The following is a 17,365-nucleotide window of genomic DNA, read 5'->3' as shown; positions in this document are numbered from 1 at the left end:
GATCACCGCGAGGGATTATGGTAATGACCGAAATTTAGCTATGGGCCAATAACGGCGGAATTTCCGGTGACGAGCCATCCCTCTCAGGCCGGGTCGCTGTAGTCGGTGGCGGCATAGACCTTCAACAGCCTCTCGACTCCGTGCAGGAACGTCTCGCAGATCAGCGCCGGGTCGAACAGGCAGCCGGCGGCCATGGCGCCGTCGCGCATCATCACGAAGTGGCGGGCGGCGGGCTCGGCGCCGGTCTCCTGGATCTTGGTCAGCAGCTCCGTGACGGTTTCGAGGAACCATTGGCGGTGGGCGAGGACGGCCTTGTGCACCGGGGACTCCGGGTCGGGATATTCGGCGGCGGCGTTGAGGAAGGCGCATCCCCGGAATCCGGCGGACCGGATGCCTTGGGCGATGGACTCGCTGAGGGCCCGGATGGTGCCGGCGGCCGGTAGCCCGGCGGTGACGGCCTCGTCCGCTTGCCCCCGCATGGCCCGGTCGACCTCGTTCAGGTAGGCGAGGACAAGGTCTTCCTTGCCGGGGAAGTGCCGGTAGAGGGTGGCCCGCGTCACCTGCGCTTCCGCGACGATGCGATCGATGCCGACGGAGTGGATGCCCTCCGCGTAGAAGAGCCGGGTGGCCGTGTTGAGCAGCCGGGACCGTGCTTCGGACGGCCGGCCCTCGGATGGGGTGGGCATGCCGCCAGCTTAGCGGATAGAACGTTCGGTCTTGACAGTCCGCGCCACGATTGCCATGCTGTGCCGCGATAGAACGTTCGGTCTTGTGGAGAGGGCGCTGAAGCGCTCTCCGCATCACTCATCCACCGAAAGGATCATCATGAGCACCATCGCCGCGTCGCCCGGTATTTCCGGGACCGCGTCCGCGCTGCGGCGGCTGTACTTCGTCCGGTTCGCGTTCGCCATCGTCTGGGCCCTCGTGATGTTCACGACCGCCTCGAACCTGGGCCCGCTCGCGGTCACCCTGCTCGTGCTCTACCCGCTGTTCGACGTGGGCGCCGCTGTCATCGACGCCCGCGCGTCGCGCGCCACCGGATCACCTGCCCTGCTGTACGTGAACGTCGCCGTCAGCCTGATCACCGCCATCGGTGTGGCCATCGCCTGCGCGTCCGGCATCCCGGCGGTGCTGCGCGTGTGGGGCGCCTGGGCGGTCGTCGCCGGGCTGGTCCAGTTGATCGTGGGGGTCACCCGGCGCAAGATGGGCGGCCAGTGGCCGATGATCATCAGCGGCGGCGTCTCCGTACTCGCCGGTGCGTCGTTCATCGTCGGCGCCGCCGCGGCCGACCCGACGCTGACCAACGCGGCCGGCTACGCCATCCCCGGCGGCATCTTCTTCCTCATCTCGGCCTTCCGCCTCGGCCGCGCCGCGAAGGGGAACTGACGTGGACGGCAGAACGTACGACGTCGTCGTCATCGGGGCCGGTCCGGTCGGGGAGAACGTCGCCGACCGGGTGGTGCGGGGCGGCCTGAGCGCCGCCGTCGTCGAGCGCGAGCTCGTCGGCGGAGAATGCTCCTACTGGGCCTGCATGCCGACCAAGGCGTTGCTGCGCAGCGCGGCGGCGTTACGGGCGGCGCGTCAGTTGCCGGGTGCCCGCGAGGCGGTGACCGGTGGTCTCGACGCGGCCGCGGTGCTGAACCGGCGGGATGGTTTCGCCTCGTACTGGAAGGACGACGGTCAGGTCGGCTGGCTCGATTCGGCCGGGATCGCCCTGCACCGTGGCCAGGGCCGGATCGTGTCCGCGGGCGTGGTCGAGGTGACCGGCGACGACGGCGTCCCCATCACGTTGACGGCCCGGCACGCGGTGGTCATCGCGACCGGAAGCGGCGCACTACTGCCCGACATTCCCGGTTTGCGGGAGGCCGCGCCGTGGACCAGCCGGGAGGCGGCCGCCGCGAGCGCGGTCCCCGGCCGGCTCGCGATCATCGGCGGTGGCGTGGTGGCGTCGGAGATGGCCACCGCCTTCGCCGCCCTGGGGTCCTCGGTGACGATGCTGGTCCGTGACGGTGTGCTGCCGCTGGCCGAGCCGTTCGCCGGCGAGCGGGTCACCGAGTCGTTGCGGGAGGCCGGTGTGTCGGTACGCCTCGGCACGGAAGCCGCGTCGGTGCACCGCGACGAGACCGGAACGGTGCGCATCACGATGACCGACGGCGAGCGGGTCGAGGCCGACGAGGTTCTGGTGGCGATCGGCCGGACACCGAACACCCAGGACATCGGTCTCGGCGCCGTCGGCTTGACGCCGGGTACCTGGCTCACGGTGGACGACACGCTGCGAGTGGTCGGGGAGGACGGGGCAGCGATCGGTGACGGGTGGCTGTACGCCGTCGGTGACGTCAACCGGCGAGTGCTGCTGACCCACCAGGGCAAATACCAGGCCCGCGCGGTCGGCGACGTGATCGTGGCGCGGGCGAAGGGCGAAGCGGTGGAGGACGGCCGCTGGGGCCGGCACGTGGCCACGGCCGACGAGCGCGCGGTGCCCCAGGTGGTCTTCACCGAACCGGAGATCGCGTCGGTGGGGCTGACCGCGGCCGCGGCTGAGGCCGCCGGGGTACGGATCCGCGTCCTCGACTACGACCTGGGCGCCGTCGCCGGATCCGCCCTGCACGCCGACGGATACCGGGGGCACGCCCGCATGGTCGTCGACGAGGACCGCAAAGTGATCGTCGGCTTCACGCTCGTGGGTCCGGACGTCGCGGAACTGCTGCACGCCGCGACGATCGCGGTCGTCGGCGAGGTTCCGCTGGACCGGCTGTGGCACGCGGTCCCGTCGTACCCCACGGTCAGCGAGGTGTGGCTGCGGCTGCTGGAGGCGTACGGCCGCTGACCGTACGCTCACCAGGGTGCGAGGGGTTGAGCGCGGCGATCAAGTCGCGTGCGTGGGGTCGGATGAGCCCCACGCGACGCCCTGGCCGCGGTCCATCGCGGTGATGGCCCGCATGTCCTCGTCGTCGATGGAGAAGGAGAACAAGTCCGCGTTCTCCCGCATACGCGCGGGGTTGGTGCTCTTGGGCAGGACCGGGTACCCGTTCTGGACGCCCCACCGCAGCAGCAGCCGCGCCTCGGTGACCCCGTACTTGGCGGCAAGGGCCTTGAAGGGCGAATCGCCACTGGCGCTGTCGGCCCGCATCTCATCCGTCTTGCCACTGTGATGGCCCGGGGCGGTCCGCCAGGTCGAGAGGGGCACCAAGCTGCTGTAGGCGATGGGAACGATGCCGTTCTCGTCGAGAAAGCGCACGAGTTCGGGCTTCTGAGACCACGGGTGCAGTTCGATCTGGTTCGCGTGTGGCAAGGGGAGACCCGCCGCGGTCAGTTCCTCGATGTGCGCGGCACTGAAGTTGGACACGCCGATCGCCCGCGTCTTGTGCTTCTCGAACAGCTCGACCAGCGCACGCCACTGCTCCAGCCGCTGCGCCCGGTTGAACGGCGCGTGGATCAGGTACAGGTCGACGTGGTCGAGGCCGAGCCTGTGGAGACTCTCCTCGAAGGCGTCGACGGCCTGCTGCGTCGACTTGAAGGATTCGTCTCCGTCTCCCGGCCACAGTTTGGTCGTGATGAACAGGTCGTCGCGGGTGAGCCCCTCGGCGGCCATCCCGCGGCGAATCCCCTCACCGACGCCGCGTTCGTTCTGGTAGACCTCCGCGGTGTCGATGTGGCGGTAGCCGGCGCGCAGCGCCGCCTCGACGGCGTCGGCGGCCTCCGCGTCGGGGATGAGGTAGGTGCCGAACCCGAGGAGCGGGATGTCGACCCCGGGTGCGAGTGTCCTGCTGTGCGAGGTGGTCACGGGTCCTCCTGGATGTGTGCTCGGGTCGCGGCCATGACGCGACGCGGGTCGGCGGCCTGGCAGTTGTCGTCATCTTCGACGCGTCGCCCGGAAGGTATGGGCCGACTCTTTGGCCTGCGGCTTCGCGCCCGCGAGTGATCTGTTTCCGACTCTAATGCCGGATGGCGGGTCCTACCGCGAGGCAGGGGGGTACTGCCAGGGACCCCCTTCGCGGGCCTTCTTGACCGGGAGCCGGGTTTACCTGAAGCCCCGTCTTGGGCGCTGGGGGTTTCTGCCAGTACCCCTCACAGCGGAGACTCCCAGGTCACAGCTGCTTTGCGTTGCATGGTCAGTGGTCGGTGCGCCGCTGCTCTTCGCGGTCTCGGCCGGGATGGGGACGTACGACTTCAACGTCGCGATCGTCCGCAAATAGCCGCCCGTCGCTTCTGCTCTGTGAAAGGGACTCTTCGTGCCCTCCATGCCCGACCGCCGGATGACTCCGGCGCGCACACTCATCTTCGCCATCGCCGCCGGTCTGGCCGTCGGAAACCGCTCCAGTCCGTACGCCGACAAGCCGAACGCGTCCCTGTGATGCGCGTCCATGCCTGTGGGGGGCACTGGCAGGGACTCTCACGCGCCCTCACCGGCCGCTACATCCTTCCTATGCTGAGGTTATGGACAACCGGGCCGAGGTCAGCACCTTCCTGAGATCCCGCCGCGACAAGATCACGCCGGAGGAGGCGGGCCTGCCCGCGTACGGGCAGCGGCGCGTGCCCGGCCTGCGCCGAGGCGAGGTCGCGACGCTGGCCGGGGTCAGCGTCGAGTACTACACCCGCCTGGAACGCGGCAACCTCGGCGGTGTCTCCGACAGCGTCCTCAACGCCCTCGTCCGGGCCCTGCGCCTGGACGACACCGAACGCGACCACCTGTACGCCCTGGCACACGCGGTCAACGCCCGGCCCCTCCGCGAGCGGCCCCGCCCCCAACGGGTCGCCGTGCGGCCCAGCGTGCTGCGCATCATCGAAGGCCTGCACGACCAGCCGGCCTACATACGCAACAACCGCATGGACATCCTGGCGGCCAACCCGCTGGCCCGCGCCCTGCACTGTGAGTGCTTCGAACAGGAGCCGGCCAACTGCTGCCGCTTCGTCTTCCTCGACCCCCGGGCCAGAACGTTCTACCTCGAATGGGAACGCGTCGCCCGCGACGGCGTCGGCGTCCTGCGGGTCGAAGCCGCCAAGAACCCCTACGATCGCGAACTGTCGAACCTGATCGGCGAGCTGTCCACCCGCAGCGACGCCTTCCGCAGTCTGTGGGGCGCCCACAACGTGCACGTCTACACCAGAGGCACCAAACGCTTCCACCACCCGGTGGTCGGCGCGATGGAGCTGAGGCACGAGTCCCTGGACCTGCCCGGCGACGAAGGACTGTCCATCACCGTCTACAGCGCCGATCCCGGCACACCGGCCGCGGACGCCCTGCAGCTTCTCGCCAGCTGGGCGGCGACCCAGGAGCACGACAAAGCCGCCGCACACACCGACACCAAGCGCTGACCTCCGGCCCAGGCGGGGGTTCGACCAACGTGTGCGGCCCCCGATGGATTTGTCGGGGGCCGCATGGTTGATGGCGCTAGAAGTCGAAGATTCCGTTCTTCGCGCCTGCTACGAACTTGTCCCAGACGGCCCGACGGACCACCCAGGGCTCGGCGTCTGGTTGCTCAGTGTCACGCAGGGCGACGCGGCCGTCGGACAGATGCTTGGCCTCCAGGCATTCGCCGCCCTGGCCGCTTGACGCGGTGATCCATCCTGTGGGGCTCGCGATCTCTCGCCCGATCTTCTCGCTCAACTCCATGCTGCCACTCTCCCCTTGATCCGCTGCATTGGCAGGTACTCGGGAAGTGCCGCCTTGCGTATGCATTCGAGCCGATCCACCAGTCGCTTGATCTCGGTGGGTTTGTCGATGACGTGACCGTGGAGGGCGGATTCGACATACGCAGCGATCGTCACTCCATTCTCCTGGGCGAGAACGACCGGCCCCACCAGAGCTGCCGTGCACAGAGCTTCGTATGGGACGAGTTGGACGCTGAACCAGTTGTTCTCGGCCATGGCGATCAGATGTTCCAGCTGGCGGCGGGTCACAGAGCCGTCGCCAATTGGACGATACAGGATGCCTTCGTCCACGACCGCGAGGTATTGGGGAGGAATGGGCCGGTTGAAGATAGTTTGCCGTTCCAATCGGGCTTGGATGGCTTCCTCTACCTGCTCCGGTGTCGTTTGTGGCTCCCCGGTGAAGATCGCGCGAGCGTACTCCTCGGTCTGTGCCAGTCCCGGCACGATCAATGGGGCAACGCTGATGATTTGATCCGCCTTCCGCTCGATCGGTGGCCACTGCCGATACCACTGGGGTATCCGGTCGCCGCTGATGGCCGGCCAGTGCGTCAGCAGCGCGCCGTCCAGCCCCAGCGCCTTTTCGCAGAGCTCGATCAGTTCGCGCGTGGGCTTCTCGTCTCCGCGTTCTACGTTGCCAATACGACTCTTGCTGTAGCCGATACGCTCGGCGAGCTGCGCCTGAGTCCATTTAGCCGCGTATCGGTATTTCCGTAGATCGGCACCGAAACGTGCCATTGGGCCGGTGGTTGGGTCGAGCTCTTTGGGTGCTGGCATCGATACCCCTGTGGCCGCGACTGTTCCAGCTCTTCTGGTTTGATGCCAGGAGGGATTGTTTCCCAACACAATGTAGCTCGTTGCATGCACTGTTTGAAGTGGCAACCGGAAGCTGGGTGCTGTCAAATCGCATAACAGAGTCCCGGCGCGAGCGATGGTGGCATGCGCCAAACTGCGACGGGTGGGAAATGGGTGGTAAATATGACAGAAGTCGGCATGCGGCTCGTCGGCGACATGCGGTTTCCCGGGCGCCCCGAGGTCGTCAGCGATGTACGGATTTATGCCGTAACCTGGCTGGTCGGGGAGCTGCCTGAAGCCGCTGACGATGCAAATCTTCTGGATAACGTACGACTTCTAGTTACCGAAATCGCCACCAACGCAATAAGGCATACTATTTCCGGCCGCTGGAGAAATGGAGCTTTTCGCGTCCGCATGTGGCGCGGCAGCGGCGGCCGGATCCGTGTTGAGGTCAGGGACCAGGGCTGGTGGTCGGGGCCACGGCTCCGCAACGACGACGCGAACGAGACCGGCGGGCGAGGGCTGCAGATCTTGGCGGCCGTGGCGACGAGATGGGGCGTCAGAAGGCACTTGTTCGGCCGGACCGTATGGTTTGAGCTGGGCCCTATCGCGGCGAGCATGGCGTGCCTGGACGCGCCAGGGCAGATCGTCGATCAGGCAAGCGGGCGGGTGATCAGGAGCCACGGCTGAGCAGCCGGCCTATCCGGTCGGCGACGAGGTGCGGTTGCTCGGCCTGGATGAAGTGTGCCGAGTCGACGACTTCGTGGCGCCCGTCGGGCAGGGTCTCGGCGTACCGCCGCTGGTGCTCGCGGATGGCGGCGTTCTGGCGCTCCCGCCCTTTGGCGGCGCGCGCCGCCGACAGCACGATCGTCGGGCATTTCGGGAGCTGGGGCGGGCGGGCGCGGAACCGCGGGATGGCGGCGGCCACCGCCTGCATCTCCTTGCGGGTCTGAGCGGTCCCGGCGGGGGTGAAGTTCTCGGCGAGCATGGCCTGGTAGGTGTCGGCGGAGAACAAGGGCCGGACATTGCCGCTGAACAGCCGCGCCAGGGGGCGGAAGCGGCTGAGCGTCTGCGTCACGGCCAGCATGCGGTCGATCTTCTTGGTGGTCTGGTCCCACATGTCGTACACCGGCGAGGTCTCCGGTGTGGGGTCGACCAGCAGGAGCCCTCGCAGCCGCGATCCCAGGCGCTCGGCGGCGCGGCGGGCGACCAGCCCGCCCATGCTGTGCGCGGCGAGCACGAACTCGCCCGGGACGACGGCCTCGGTCATCGCGATCAGGTCGGCGGCCAGGTCATCGATGCTGAGCTGCTGGGTGGTAGGGCCGCTGAGCGCGCGCCCGGCGCGGTCGTAGGCCACCAGTCGCGCCTTGTCGGTCAATGGTGGCAGCACCGGGTCCCAGAAGGTCCGGCCGCATCCGCTGCCCGCCTCGAAGACCACCCAGTCCTGTCCCTGGCCGGACTCCTCGACATGGACGGTCCGGCCGTTGACGGGCACCAGCTGTCCAGGGGCGTCTCGCATGGCTCCTCCTTCGAGTCCTTCGAGCGCAACGTTTTCATTTTTGATAACGGTATCTCATATGAAATCGTTGAGCCATGGATCCTGTCGAGCAGTTGTTGCACCCAGTGCGGCTGCGCATCGTGCACGCCCTGTCCGCAGTGGGCGCGCTGACGATCGCGCAGATGTGCGCCCGCATGCCCGAGGTGCCGAAGATCACGATGTACCGGCAGGTCGCCCAGCTGACCGAGGGAGGGTTCCTGGAAGTGGACGGCGAGCAGCGGGTACGCGGCGCCGTCGAGCGCCGCTACCGGCTGCGTCAGGACCGGCCCAGGATCGGCGCCGACGAGGCCGCCACGATGTCGCTCGACGACCACCGCCGGGGATTCGCCGCGGCCATGGCCGTCCTGATCGCCGAGTTCAACGCCTACCTGGACCGCGACGGCGCCAGCCCGGAGGCCGACTCGGTCTCCTACCGGCAGGGCACCGTCTGGCTGAGCCCGGACGAGCTCGCTGACATGCTGGCCGACCTGCTCGTGGTGCTGCGCGACCGGCTGGTCAACGCACCCACGCCAGGCCGCACGCCGTACCTGCTCAGCGCGATCTTGTTCCCTGCCGAGCAGCCGCCCGCGCCTGAAGCCGGTCGTTAGCCACAGTCGCTCCCGACACAAAGCACGCGACCTAAAGCACGCGACCTAAAGCACGCGACCTAAAGCACGCGACGTGTGCGCACGACACCCCCCTCGATGGCGATCCGGCCGATATCGTGCCGCCATGACCGATCATGTCCAGCGCCCACTGCTGTTCCTGGACGTCGACGGGACGCTCCTGCCCTATGGCGGTGGACGGCTCCCGTCAGCCCTCGATGAGTGGGCGGCATGGCAGGACGCGGCCAATCCGCAGTTGGCGAAGATCGATCCCGCGCACGGCCCGCGGCTGCTGGCGCTGTCCTGCGAGCTCGTCTGGGCCACCGCGTGGATGCACGACGCCAACGAGGTGATCGCTCCGCTTCTCGGCCTGCCGGAGCTCCCGGTGGCCGACCTCCCGGACGCCCCTGAGGAAGACGACCCTGGTGTGCTGCACTGGAAGACGCAGGCTCTCGTCGAGGCGGCAGCCAGCCGCCCGTTTGTCTGGGTCGACGATGAGATCACCGACCTCGACCGGATATGGGTTGCCAGACACCATCGCGGACCGGCTCTTCTTCACCGCGTCGACTCCGCGAACGGTCTCACCCATGAGGACTTCGCCATACTCGACGCCTGGCTTCGGGAGACGTCCAGCAACTCGTGAAACTCAGCTGTCGAGAACGTGCAGGTCGTTGACCGTGTAGGACAGGGACGCGCGGAATCCCATCCCGGTGCGTACCGGAGCGAGCGCCGCCAATTCCTCACCACGTGCGGGGAAGAAGGACAATTCCCCCGCACCGATCCAGGCGGTGTCGATTCGGATGTCGTCAAAGACGGCCATCACCAACTCGTGTACGGCGGGCTTGTCGTGCCGGCCAGCGCTGAGTTGGGGAAAGTGGCGCAGGTTGACGGTGGGCCGGGACAGCAACGCCGTCGCGTCGGGGACGGACTGGTCCAAGGTGACCAGGGCCTCGGCGATGCGCTGGCCGGCGGCCGATGCGGTGGCGGCGAACCGGCCGCCCGGGCCGACCTGCGGCGTGGCTGGGCCCTGCGCGGAGAAGGCTCTGGTCTGGTGTACGGCTCCGAGCTTCTTGGGGAAGCCCTGGATCCACCCGCGGGCCAGAGCGGCGTCGTTGTCGACGTAAATGTACGGGCACCAGGCGACGGGCGTTTCCTGCCACATGGCGTCGATGAGGACCATGAACGCGCGGTACTGGCTGCGTACCGGATCGAGGTAGTCCTGGCCGGCGGCGGAGAACTGCCAGTCGATGAACATGGCGGTGGCATGTCCGGACGCGGACGGATCCGGGCTCAAGCCCGGGGGTAACGCGGCGGCCGCGGCTTCGGAGGTGGTCCAGAACTCCACCCCGATCACGTCACCCGCATAGTGCCAAGGGGGTGCGCCAACCAGGTTGGCCTCGCCGCGCGGGGAGAGGGGAAGGGTGTAGCCGTGCAGCATGGAATGCCTCCAAAAGGGACGATGCGCTTCATTTCACAGTGAGCCTCGACCGCGAGCGGCTCGTGACCAACAATGGGCCCTGGTGCCACATATGCACCATGAAGTCAGCACAGGCGGGAGCCGGACTTGGGCGAGGTGACCTTCACGATCCTGGGACCGGTGGGAGTGCGCTGGTCAGATGGGCGGGAAGCCTCGTTGAGCGGCAAGCAGCGCGCCGTGCTGGCCAGCCTGCTGCTCCATGTCAACGTCCTGGTCTCCAAGCAACGGTTGATGGCGGCGCTGTGGGAGGTTCCTCCCGCCTCGGCCGTTTCCAACCTGCAGACCTACATCGCCCAGTTGCGCCGAGCCCTCCCGCCAGGCACCCGGCTTATCACCAGAGCAGCGGGATACCTCTTCGAGGCGACTCCCGAGGAGGTGGACCTGCTCGCCTTCGAACAGACGGTACGGCTGGCCGAGGCCGAGCATGCCCAGGGAAACGTCTGGGGCGCGGTCCATCAGTACGAGCGAGCGCTCTCTTTATGGCGCGGGAAGCTGGCCGAAGGGACCGAGCTCGCGGGACCGGCGCTCGCCCGTGCCACCCAGGTGGAAGAGCGGCGCGCAGCTGTACGGCTGCGCTGGGCCGAGATGAAGCTCGGCCTGGGCCGGTCGGCGGAGGTGGTCGAAGATCTCTGCGCCTTCGTGGCCGAGCAGCCACTGAGCGAACATGCGTGGCGTCTGCTCATGCTGGCCCTTTCGCAGGCCGGGCAACGTGATGCGGCCCTGGACGCTTATCGGCGCGCCCGCGCGGCGCTTGTTGATCAGCTCGGCATCGAGCCCGGCCGGCAGCTTCAGCGACTCCAGGCCGACATCCTGGCCGACACCGTGATCGTCGAGGATCCTGCGGAACATCGCCCAGCGAGCACGCGTCCACGGCACGGCCATGCTCGCGCACCTCGCCCTGGCCGACATCGAGCTGGAGCGGCGGCGCTTCGAGCCGGCGCGGACCATGTTCCAAACAGCGTTCGACCACTTCGACTGGGGGGATGATGCCCATTCGGCTGCCTACGCGCTCACCGGCCTGGTCGCCTGCGATCTCTTGGCAGCAGAACCCGATCAACGAACGCGAACCAGCATCCGGGAAGTCCTCTCGCGGTTCAAGTCCGCTGACGGCATCGACAATCTGCTCGACGGTCTGATCGCCATATGCGGAGCACAGCCGCAGGATCATCAGGAAGTCATTCGCATCTTCCGGCAGGCATTACTGCTTGCCCAGAACCCGCAGTGCCGCGAACCCGTCATGCAGTTCCTCCGCACCCTGATCACGGGAATCACCCTCTTTCGCCAGGACGCCCCGCAAGCAGCCATCGCTCGTTACCAGGACTGCCTCGACCTCACTCATGACCTGGGCTGGGGTCCGGGCGAACGCTATGTGCTACGCAGGCTGGGCGAGGTCTATCACGCCGTCGGAAGACACGCCGACGCGGTGAGCACCATGGAGCAGCTGTCGGCCATGTCGGCGAAGGCCGGCGACATGTACGGCGAGGCGCTGTCCGCCTATTTCCTTGGCGAACTCAGCCTTGAACGCGGGGAGCGGCAAGCGGCGGCGGATTACTTCGTACGCTGCCACGACCTCATGAACAGGCACGGACATCCGACCTGGCCCGCGCGTGCGCGCCACATGATCGACCTCGCCCGCGGAGAGCTCTAATGAGGTTGCCCGTCGGGGGAGGCGAGCGGAGCCGCAGGCCGACGGCGGGACAGGCGGGTGCGGAGCCAGCCGAAGACCGCAGGCCCACCCGCGAAGCACCATAGCGCTATCACGGGGTCGCAGATGGCGCAGCCGAAGGAGGAGTCCGCGGCGAAGGGGAGCAGGGGGCTGCCCTGGAGATGGTGCAGCACGTCCCAGGCGGTGTGGAGCAGCCAGCCGATGCCGATGAACCGCCAGCTTTCCAGCCCCCGATAGGCGACGTACGACATGACGACCGGCAGCACGAACTCCCAGTAACCGAGCCCGCCACCGCTGAGATAGGCGGCGCCCGCACCGGCGACCGCCACGGCATTCGCGCGGCGCCGGTGCGGCTCGGGAATCAGGGAGATGACGGAGACGGCGATCAGACCGATCAGGATCGGCATGAGGATGGACATGAAGAGTGGTGATCCGTTCTGCGAACATGCGAGTTGAAGTCGAAAGCAGCGCCAGGCTAGATCGGCTCGCCCCATCGGCCCCATGGGCTGAATCGACAATTTCCAACGGGTTCCCGCCATCCGCCGCCAGGCCGTTGACCAGCGCGACCTACCGTGTCCCTATGCACACGGTGGCGGTCCTGGCGCTGGACCATGTGGTGGCGGCCGACATGGCGACCCCGATCGAGGTGTTCGGGCGGGCCCGGCTGGCGGACGGGAGCCGCCCGTACCGGGTCCTGGTCTGCGCGGCGACGCCGCGGGTGGCCAGCGACACGTTCACACTCCTCGCCCCGTACGGGCTGGAGGCGCTGCGGGAGGCGGACACGATCGTCGTGCCGGGCTGCTCGGAACAGGCAGCCCCGCCGGACCGGGAAGCACTCGACGCCCTGCGCGCGGCGGCGGCCGCGGGAACCAGGATCGCCTCCATCTGCGCGGGGGCGTTCATCCTCGGCGCGGCCGGGCTGCTCGACGGGCTGCGCGCGACCACGCACTGGATCGCGGCCCACCGGCTGGCCGAACTGTTTCCGCGGGTGGATGTACGGCCGGACGTGCTGTACGTCGACAACGGCCAGATCCTGACCTCGGCCGGCGCCGCGGCCGGCCTGGACCTGTGCCTGCACCTCATCCGGCGGGACTTCGGCTCGGCGATCGCCGCCGACTCGGCTCGGCTGTCGGTGATGCCGCTGGAACGAGAGGGCGGACAGGCGCAGTTCATCACGCACGCTCAGCCGCCGGTGCCCCAGGGCTCGCTGCTGGAGCCCGTCCTGTCGTGGATCGAGGACAACCTCGCCCGGGAGGTGACCCTGGCGGAGATGGCCAGGCGCGGCGGGCTCAGCGAGCGGACCTTCAGCCGCCGCTTCCGGGAGCAGACCGGCACCACTCCGCTGCAGTGGCTCCTACGAGCCCGGGTACGCCGGGCGCAGTTCCTGCTGGAGACCACCGACCACGGCGTCGAGCGCATCGCGACGCAGGCCGGGTTCGGTTCGCCCACCGCCTTTCGGGAGCGGTTCAAGCGCGTCGTCGGCGTCACCCCGCACGCCTATCGCGCCTCCTTCCGGAGCGCTTAGATCTCTAAACGCCACTCTCTCTGCTCGTCGAAGAACTCGAATCCCATGGCCTCGTTGATGTCCAGCATGTGGGCGTTGGAGACGGCGTTCCACGTGATGACGCGCTCGATGTGGGGCTCCCGCTCGCGCAGCCAGAGCAGGTTGCCGATCTTGAGAAGCAGGCCCAGGCGGTGGCCCCGGTGCTCGCGCAGCACGGTCGTGTCCCCCTGATAGCCCCAGCTGTCGGAGCGGTCCTCGTCGACCAGGATGCGCGTGTAGCCGGCGGGGGCGCCGTCGGACGTGCGCCTGGCGATCATGGTGTACGGAGTGCGGCCGATGACCGGAAGGGCCTGCTCGCGGGAGCGCACGCGGTCGACGGAGAAGTTCGCGGCCTCGATGTCCGCGTCGCGCGGGGCGTCGTTCATGCCGTCCATCAGCGTGGCCAGGTCCTGCAGCAACTCGGGGCCGGCCGGGCCGACCCAGCGCTCCAGGCGGTAGCCGTCCACCTCGGGCCGCATCCGCTCCAGCGCTGCCCAGTCGGCCGTACGCAGGTCGAGCGTGCGGCGGGCCTCCGTGAGCGAGAGCGTCATCCCGCGCGCGGCGGCGAAGCGGGCGCCCGACCCGGTGTCGGGCGTCGCGGTCAGGACCAGCGTCCGACCGTGGGCACGCAGCCGCTCAAGGGCATGCTCGAACAGCGCCGAGCCCAGGCCCCGCCCGCGCCGCTCCGGCCGCACCACGAGGGTGAACAGCCGGCCCACGTGGGTGTTGTCGTCTTCGGGCAGCGCCAGCGCGTACCCGCCGACCACCTTGCCGCCCTCGGCCGCCACCCACGCCTCGGACCGCCCGCCCGCTCCGCCCGTAGTGACGACGTAGGAGAACCAGGGCAGGGACGGTACGGGGCCGTGGTCGTCGCCGTTGCCGGCCACGAACGCGTCGTACAGGCCCGTGACCAGATCACCCGGCTGGTCGAAATCGATCGGCTGGATCATCCACTGCCCATCTCGCACTGAGCCTCCCCAAAGGCCGGTCCATGTCGCCATCAACCTACAGAACCGGCCCCGCCCGCCGCCGCTGAGATTCCTGTCGGCCAGGCTGCCTGGCCTGCCGCCCCGAAGATCCTGGGCCGCCTGTCATCGGTGAACGTCGCCGGACTGATTCAATCGGCGGCCGGCAGGAGAGCGAGCGTCCGGGTGAGCGCGGCGCGACCCCTGCGTAGGGCAGCGGTCCGATCGGTTCCGGCTGGTCCCTGCCATCGGAGATAGACCATGGTGGTGCCATGACGCACGGCCACCGAGACATTCGCGACCAGGTGATGGGCCGACCGGGACGACAGGTCGCGACGTCGTATGACGAAGGTCTCGATCTCGCCGGTCCAGGGTCCTGAGGTGAGGGGTCTGACCAGGTGACTGCCACTCACGTGCGACTTGTCGTCGTCCTCGCAATTGACCCAGTCGCCCCAGCCGAGCGGGCGGGTGCGCGCCTGTTCGGCGGCCTGCTCGTCGGGCAGGAGCAGCACGTCCGTACGGATGGATACCTCGCCGGCCAGGCGGCGCCTGATCGTGGGAGCGCCACCGTACACGTTCTGGTCGAAACCGGCGGACGGGCAGACGGTGTCGTGCTCGGGATCGAAGGTCTGCCACGACTTCATGTTCTTGCCGTACGCGGACGGCGCGGGCAACGCCGCAGCCATGGCGCTCAAGGCCGATCTTGGGGAGGTGCCGGCCGGGGCGGGGCTGTCGGGGTCGCCGCCTACAGCGGCCAACACGGACACTGCCCCGGTTTCCGGGCCGAGCGGGAGCAGGAGCGGGTCCATCGTTCTCCATGACACCTCGGCCAGCAGCCCTCCTCTGGCGGCCACGATCGTCGACATGATGTCCGGGTCGCCATCTTTCGTGTACTCCTCTTCGTTGACCCTGGCCCGCACTCCGTGCCATCCCCAGCGATCGAAGTCCGCCAGATCACTGCCCGAATAATCGGATTGGGGCTGGCGGGCGCAGTCCTCCGCGCCGCGACGGGCCTCCCGGACCAGGCGGCTCGCAGTGCCGGGCGAAGTGATCCAGAACCTGACGTCCAGCGCCGAGGACACCTCCGGAACACGAAGCAGGCCGGTGTAGGCCGGAACCCCCTCGGGGGGCAGCGCGTCGAGGCCGTGCTCCGGCCAGCAGGAAAACAGAAGGGGGAAGTCCAGGTTCATCCCGGCGGGAACGGCGACGGTGAGGCCCATGTCCTCGAGGCGGCGGTCGACGTCGTCATCCAAGCGGCTCCGCAGCCGCTCAGCGATCTCCTCCGCCGAAGTCGCCGCCTGTACGGGTATTGGCAACAGGGGCGCCATCGGCCGGTCAGCGACGCCTGAGGCTAACAACAGGGCGACAGCTGCGGCCGCGACACGACGCCTGGCAAGATCCACAAGGGGTACAACGCCGGGCGTCCGAGAAAGGTTCGCCTGGGGGCGGGGGCCTCGAAGATCGGTCCATGTCGCCATCAACAGCCTCGCCCGCCGCCGCTGAGACGTCCTGTTGGCTAGTCTTCGGGGTGATGTTGGAATCAGGGTCAATGTCGCTTTCTGCCCTGATATTGCGTGCGTCAAGTCGGAGGTGATCACGGTGCATCCGGTCTCATGACAGCCCCATCCCGGGGTGTCACGGAGCCGAAAGGTGACCGTATGAGCAAGACCGACAAGACCCGGCCCTGGTGGGTGCGGATCGCCGACGAGCCGATGGTGACCTGTCTGCCCATCCATGATCATCGGTTCGGGCCATGCACGCTCCCCGACGAGATCACCGCCGCCAGCGCGTCCCTGAGCCACCGTACGAGCGGCTGTTACTGGCGTGCCAGCGACCGCTACTGGTTCGACTGCGGTGGTGGCGACGGGGGCCGGGAGTGGTACTTCTTCCGGCGCGAAGGACGCCGCCGTAGCCGCCGCCAGGCGCGCCGCGAACTGCGCGCCTATCACGGCGAAGACTGACGGAGTGGCGCGCGTGGCACACTGGGCCAGGCTTGGTGAGAGCGAGCCACGCACGATGAGCACGGTCAGGCGCGTGGCTCGGCGTACTGCCTCGGCAGTGTGAAGCCGCGCGTCTCCAGCACGGTGCGCAGGCGGTCGGGGTAGTCGGTGATGATGCCGTCGACGCCGTCGTCGATGAGCTTGTTGATGGTGGCCTCGTCGTCGATCGTCCACGGGATCACCTTGAGGCCGAGGCGGTGCGCCTGGTCGACCATCTCCCGGGTGACGTAGGCCTGGTAGCCGGGATCGGTCACCTTGCCGTTCTGCGGGGTGCCGTGCACGGGCGAGAACGCGCCGGCGCCGAACGACTTGACGGCCCTGAGCGGGTCGCCGCCGAAGTCGTCGATGTCGATCCTGCCCAGCCACGGGGAGGCGCCGGGCTTGCCGGTCTGCAGGAAGTCGATGTTCGTCAGCGCCACCAGGGGGAGGCGCGGCTCGACCTGGCGCTCACGTCGTTCGCACGGTAGCGCTTGACCAGGTGCGCGAGCCCTACTGCGTCGATACGGCCTTCCAGGGTGCGGGAAACTGGAGAGATGACCACCGAGAACGGCCGTCCCGGTCCGCCCGTGACCAGTGTCTCCGTCGTGCTGCTGACTCTGGCGCGCCGGATCGAGGCCGAGCTCAACGCCGCTCTGGCCGCGCTCGACCTCACGGTCAGCAAGCTCGGGCTGCTGGGTCACATCGCCGGTGTGCCCGGGGTGTCGTTCAGCGATCTGGCGCGGATGTCGGGGACCACGGTGCAGAGCGCCCACAGCGCGGTGAAGGCGCTGGCCGCCGCCGGGCTCGTGAGTGACAGTGTCGCCCGCGCCGGTTCCGCCTCGACGATCGAGCTCACGCCTGACGGTGCGCGCCTCCTCGAGGCGGCCAAAGAGGCGGTGGCCGGAGTCGATGAGCACCTGTTCGGCCCCGAATCCGACCCCATCCAGCGGCAGATCGCCGACGCGGTCCGCGCCGCCTTCGAACCCCGCTGACCGCACCGAGGGTCGCTAACAGCTTCGGGGCCCACTACACCAACTGGCACTCCTGGCGCGGCGTCGCTAGCTCCTTCGAGCGCCGCTGACTGACTGTTCGCGCTGACTGGTCGCGCGACTTTGTGGCACATCCCGCCCAAACAACCTTCAGTTTGCC

The 17,365-nt window shown here is 68.3% G+C and carries 22 protein-coding genes; 12 read left to right on the top strand and 10 right to left on the bottom strand.

The window, feature by feature from the left end; genetic code table 11:
- Nucleotides 1-83: 83 nt before the first annotated feature.
- On the bottom strand, nucleotides 84-686 hold the full coding sequence (locus tag AB0J16_RS26105; protein ID WP_358544162.1) for a helix-turn-helix domain-containing protein: 603 nt from the start codon (nucleotides 684-686) through the stop codon (nucleotides 84-86).
- Between the two features lie 139 nt (nucleotides 687-825).
- Between AB0J16_RS26105 and AB0J16_RS26100 the strand changes: the two genes are divergently transcribed.
- Both AB0J16_RS26100 and AB0J16_RS26095 read left to right on the top strand, forming a co-directional pair.
- Nucleotides 826-1,386, top strand: coding sequence for a hypothetical protein (locus AB0J16_RS26100; protein WP_358544159.1), 561 nt, complete (start codon nucleotides 826-828; stop codon nucleotides 1,384-1,386).
- A gap of 1 nt (nucleotide 1,387) precedes the next feature.
- The gene (locus tag AB0J16_RS26095; protein ID WP_358544156.1) at nucleotides 1,388-2,827 is read left to right on the top strand and encodes an NAD(P)/FAD-dependent oxidoreductase; all 1,440 of its coding nucleotides are present in this window, start codon (nucleotides 1,388-1,390) and stop codon (nucleotides 2,825-2,827) included.
- A gap of 39 nt (nucleotides 2,828-2,866) precedes the next feature.
- On the opposite strand, the gene AB0J16_RS26090 is transcribed toward AB0J16_RS26095, so the two are convergent.
- Nucleotides 2,867-3,784 carry an aldo/keto reductase gene (locus tag AB0J16_RS26090; RefSeq protein WP_358544153.1) on the bottom strand — a complete coding sequence of 306 codons (918 nt, stop codon included), beginning with the start codon at nucleotides 3,782-3,784 and terminating at the stop codon, nucleotides 2,867-2,869.
- 448 nt (nucleotides 3,785-4,232) lie between these two features.
- On the opposite strand from AB0J16_RS26090, the gene AB0J16_RS26085 reads away from it, so the two are divergent.
- Both AB0J16_RS26085 and AB0J16_RS26080 read left to right on the top strand, forming a co-directional pair.
- On the top strand, nucleotides 4,233-4,355 hold the full coding sequence (locus AB0J16_RS26085) for a hypothetical protein (RefSeq protein ID WP_358544150.1): 123 nt from the start codon (nucleotides 4,233-4,235) through the stop codon (nucleotides 4,353-4,355).
- Nucleotides 4,356-4,437: 82 nt separating this feature from the next.
- A complete protein-coding gene (locus AB0J16_RS26080) occupies nucleotides 4,438-5,316 on the top strand; it encodes a helix-turn-helix transcriptional regulator (RefSeq protein ID WP_358544147.1) in 879 nt (292 codons plus the stop codon).
- Between the two features lie 76 nt (nucleotides 5,317-5,392).
- Here AB0J16_RS26080 and AB0J16_RS26075 read toward each other — a convergent pair whose 3' ends face one another.
- Together AB0J16_RS26075 and AB0J16_RS26070 are read right to left on the bottom strand one after the other, a co-directional pair.
- Entirely contained in the window at nucleotides 5,393-5,614 is a 222-nt protein-coding gene (locus tag AB0J16_RS26075) for a DUF397 domain-containing protein (protein ID WP_358544144.1), read from the bottom strand.
- Nucleotides 5,605-6,426, bottom strand: a complete 822-nt coding sequence (locus AB0J16_RS26070) for a helix-turn-helix transcriptional regulator (RefSeq protein ID WP_358544141.1) — start codon at nucleotides 6,424-6,426, stop codon at nucleotides 5,605-5,607. The genes AB0J16_RS26075 and AB0J16_RS26070 overlap by 10 nt, the downstream gene beginning before the upstream one ends.
- 201 nt (nucleotides 6,427-6,627) lie before the next feature.
- Here AB0J16_RS26070 and AB0J16_RS26065 point away from each other — a divergent pair, with 201 nt between their 5' ends.
- Nucleotides 6,628-7,134: an ATP-binding protein gene (locus AB0J16_RS26065; RefSeq protein ID WP_358544138.1), complete on the top strand. Its 507-nt coding sequence runs from the start codon at nucleotides 6,628-6,630 to the stop codon at nucleotides 7,132-7,134.
- Here the strand turns inward: AB0J16_RS26065 and AB0J16_RS26060 are convergent.
- Nucleotides 7,118-7,963, bottom strand: coding sequence for an alpha/beta hydrolase (locus tag AB0J16_RS26060; RefSeq protein ID WP_358544135.1), 846 nt, complete (start codon nucleotides 7,961-7,963; stop codon nucleotides 7,118-7,120). The genes AB0J16_RS26065 and AB0J16_RS26060 overlap by 17 nt on opposite strands.
- 74 nt (nucleotides 7,964-8,037) lie before the next feature.
- Between AB0J16_RS26060 and AB0J16_RS26055 the strand changes: the two genes are divergently transcribed.
- Both AB0J16_RS26055 and AB0J16_RS26050 read left to right on the top strand, forming a co-directional pair.
- A complete protein-coding gene (locus tag AB0J16_RS26055; protein ID WP_358544132.1) occupies nucleotides 8,038-8,589 on the top strand; it encodes a helix-turn-helix domain-containing protein in 552 nt (183 codons plus the stop codon).
- A 124-nt stretch (nucleotides 8,590-8,713) separates the two neighbouring features.
- The gene (locus AB0J16_RS26050; protein WP_358544129.1) at nucleotides 8,714-9,229 is read left to right on the top strand and encodes an HAD domain-containing protein; all 516 of its coding nucleotides are present in this window, start codon (nucleotides 8,714-8,716) and stop codon (nucleotides 9,227-9,229) included.
- Nucleotides 9,230-9,232: 3 nt separating this feature from the next.
- Here the strand turns inward: AB0J16_RS26050 and AB0J16_RS26045 are convergent, their stop codons facing one another.
- Nucleotides 9,233-10,024, bottom strand: coding sequence for an acetoacetate decarboxylase family protein (locus AB0J16_RS26045; protein ID WP_358544126.1), 792 nt, complete (start codon nucleotides 10,022-10,024; stop codon nucleotides 9,233-9,235).
- A 135-nt stretch (nucleotides 10,025-10,159) separates the two neighbouring features.
- Here AB0J16_RS26045 and AB0J16_RS26040 point away from each other — a divergent pair, with 135 nt between their 5' ends.
- Together AB0J16_RS26040 and AB0J16_RS26035 are read left to right on the top strand one after the other, a co-directional pair.
- On the top strand, nucleotides 10,160-11,050 hold the full coding sequence (locus AB0J16_RS26040) for a BTAD domain-containing putative transcriptional regulator (RefSeq protein ID WP_358544471.1): 891 nt from the start codon (nucleotides 10,160-10,162) through the stop codon (nucleotides 11,048-11,050).
- The gene (locus tag AB0J16_RS26035; protein ID WP_358544123.1) at nucleotides 10,944-11,711 is read left to right on the top strand and encodes a hypothetical protein; all 768 of its coding nucleotides are present in this window, start codon (nucleotides 10,944-10,946) and stop codon (nucleotides 11,709-11,711) included. Before AB0J16_RS26040 ends, AB0J16_RS26035 begins: the two co-directional genes overlap by 107 nt.
- Here AB0J16_RS26035 and AB0J16_RS26030 read toward each other — a convergent pair.
- On the bottom strand, nucleotides 11,708-12,148 hold the full coding sequence (locus AB0J16_RS26030; protein WP_358544120.1) for a DUF6010 family protein: 441 nt from the start codon (nucleotides 12,146-12,148) through the stop codon (nucleotides 11,708-11,710). The genes AB0J16_RS26035 and AB0J16_RS26030 overlap by 4 nt on opposite strands.
- Before the next feature lie 161 nt (nucleotides 12,149-12,309).
- On the opposite strand from AB0J16_RS26030, the gene AB0J16_RS26025 reads away from it, so the two are divergent.
- Nucleotides 12,310-13,254 (top strand): helix-turn-helix domain-containing protein, encoded by a 945-nt coding sequence (locus AB0J16_RS26025; protein WP_358544117.1) that lies wholly within the window; start codon nucleotides 12,310-12,312, stop codon nucleotides 13,252-13,254.
- Here the strand turns inward: AB0J16_RS26025 and AB0J16_RS26020 are convergent.
- Both AB0J16_RS26020 and AB0J16_RS26015 read right to left on the bottom strand, forming a co-directional pair.
- Nucleotides 13,251-14,240: a GNAT family N-acetyltransferase gene (locus AB0J16_RS26020; protein ID WP_358544114.1), complete on the bottom strand. Its 990-nt coding sequence runs from the start codon at nucleotides 14,238-14,240 to the stop codon at nucleotides 13,251-13,253. The genes AB0J16_RS26025 and AB0J16_RS26020 overlap by 4 nt on opposite strands.
- 149 nt (nucleotides 14,241-14,389) lie before the next feature.
- Nucleotides 14,390-15,490, bottom strand: a complete 1,101-nt coding sequence (locus AB0J16_RS26015) for a hypothetical protein (protein ID WP_358544111.1) — start codon at nucleotides 15,488-15,490, stop codon at nucleotides 14,390-14,392.
- Between the two features lie 405 nt (nucleotides 15,491-15,895).
- On the opposite strand from AB0J16_RS26015, the gene AB0J16_RS26010 reads away from it, so the two are divergent.
- On the top strand, nucleotides 15,896-16,198 hold the full coding sequence (locus tag AB0J16_RS26010) for a hypothetical protein (RefSeq protein WP_358544108.1): 303 nt from the start codon (nucleotides 15,896-15,898) through the stop codon (nucleotides 16,196-16,198).
- Between the two features lie 65 nt (nucleotides 16,199-16,263).
- Here AB0J16_RS26010 and AB0J16_RS26005 read toward each other — a convergent pair whose 3' ends face one another.
- Nucleotides 16,264-16,656, bottom strand: coding sequence for a glycerophosphodiester phosphodiesterase family protein (locus tag AB0J16_RS26005; protein WP_358544105.1), 393 nt, complete (start codon nucleotides 16,654-16,656; stop codon nucleotides 16,264-16,266).
- Nucleotides 16,657-16,770: 114 nt separating this feature from the next.
- Between AB0J16_RS26005 and AB0J16_RS26000 the strand changes: the two genes are divergently transcribed.
- Nucleotides 16,771-17,208, top strand: a complete 438-nt coding sequence (locus AB0J16_RS26000; protein ID WP_358544102.1) for a MarR family winged helix-turn-helix transcriptional regulator — start codon at nucleotides 16,771-16,773, stop codon at nucleotides 17,206-17,208.
- Nucleotides 17,209-17,365: the final 157 nt, after the last annotated feature.

This window comes from Nonomuraea sp. NPDC049750, from assembly GCF_040659625.1.
Lineage (GTDB): Bacteria > Actinomycetota > Actinomycetes > Streptosporangiales > Streptosporangiaceae > Nonomuraea.
This window is presented reverse-complemented; position numbering and strand designations above follow the sequence as displayed.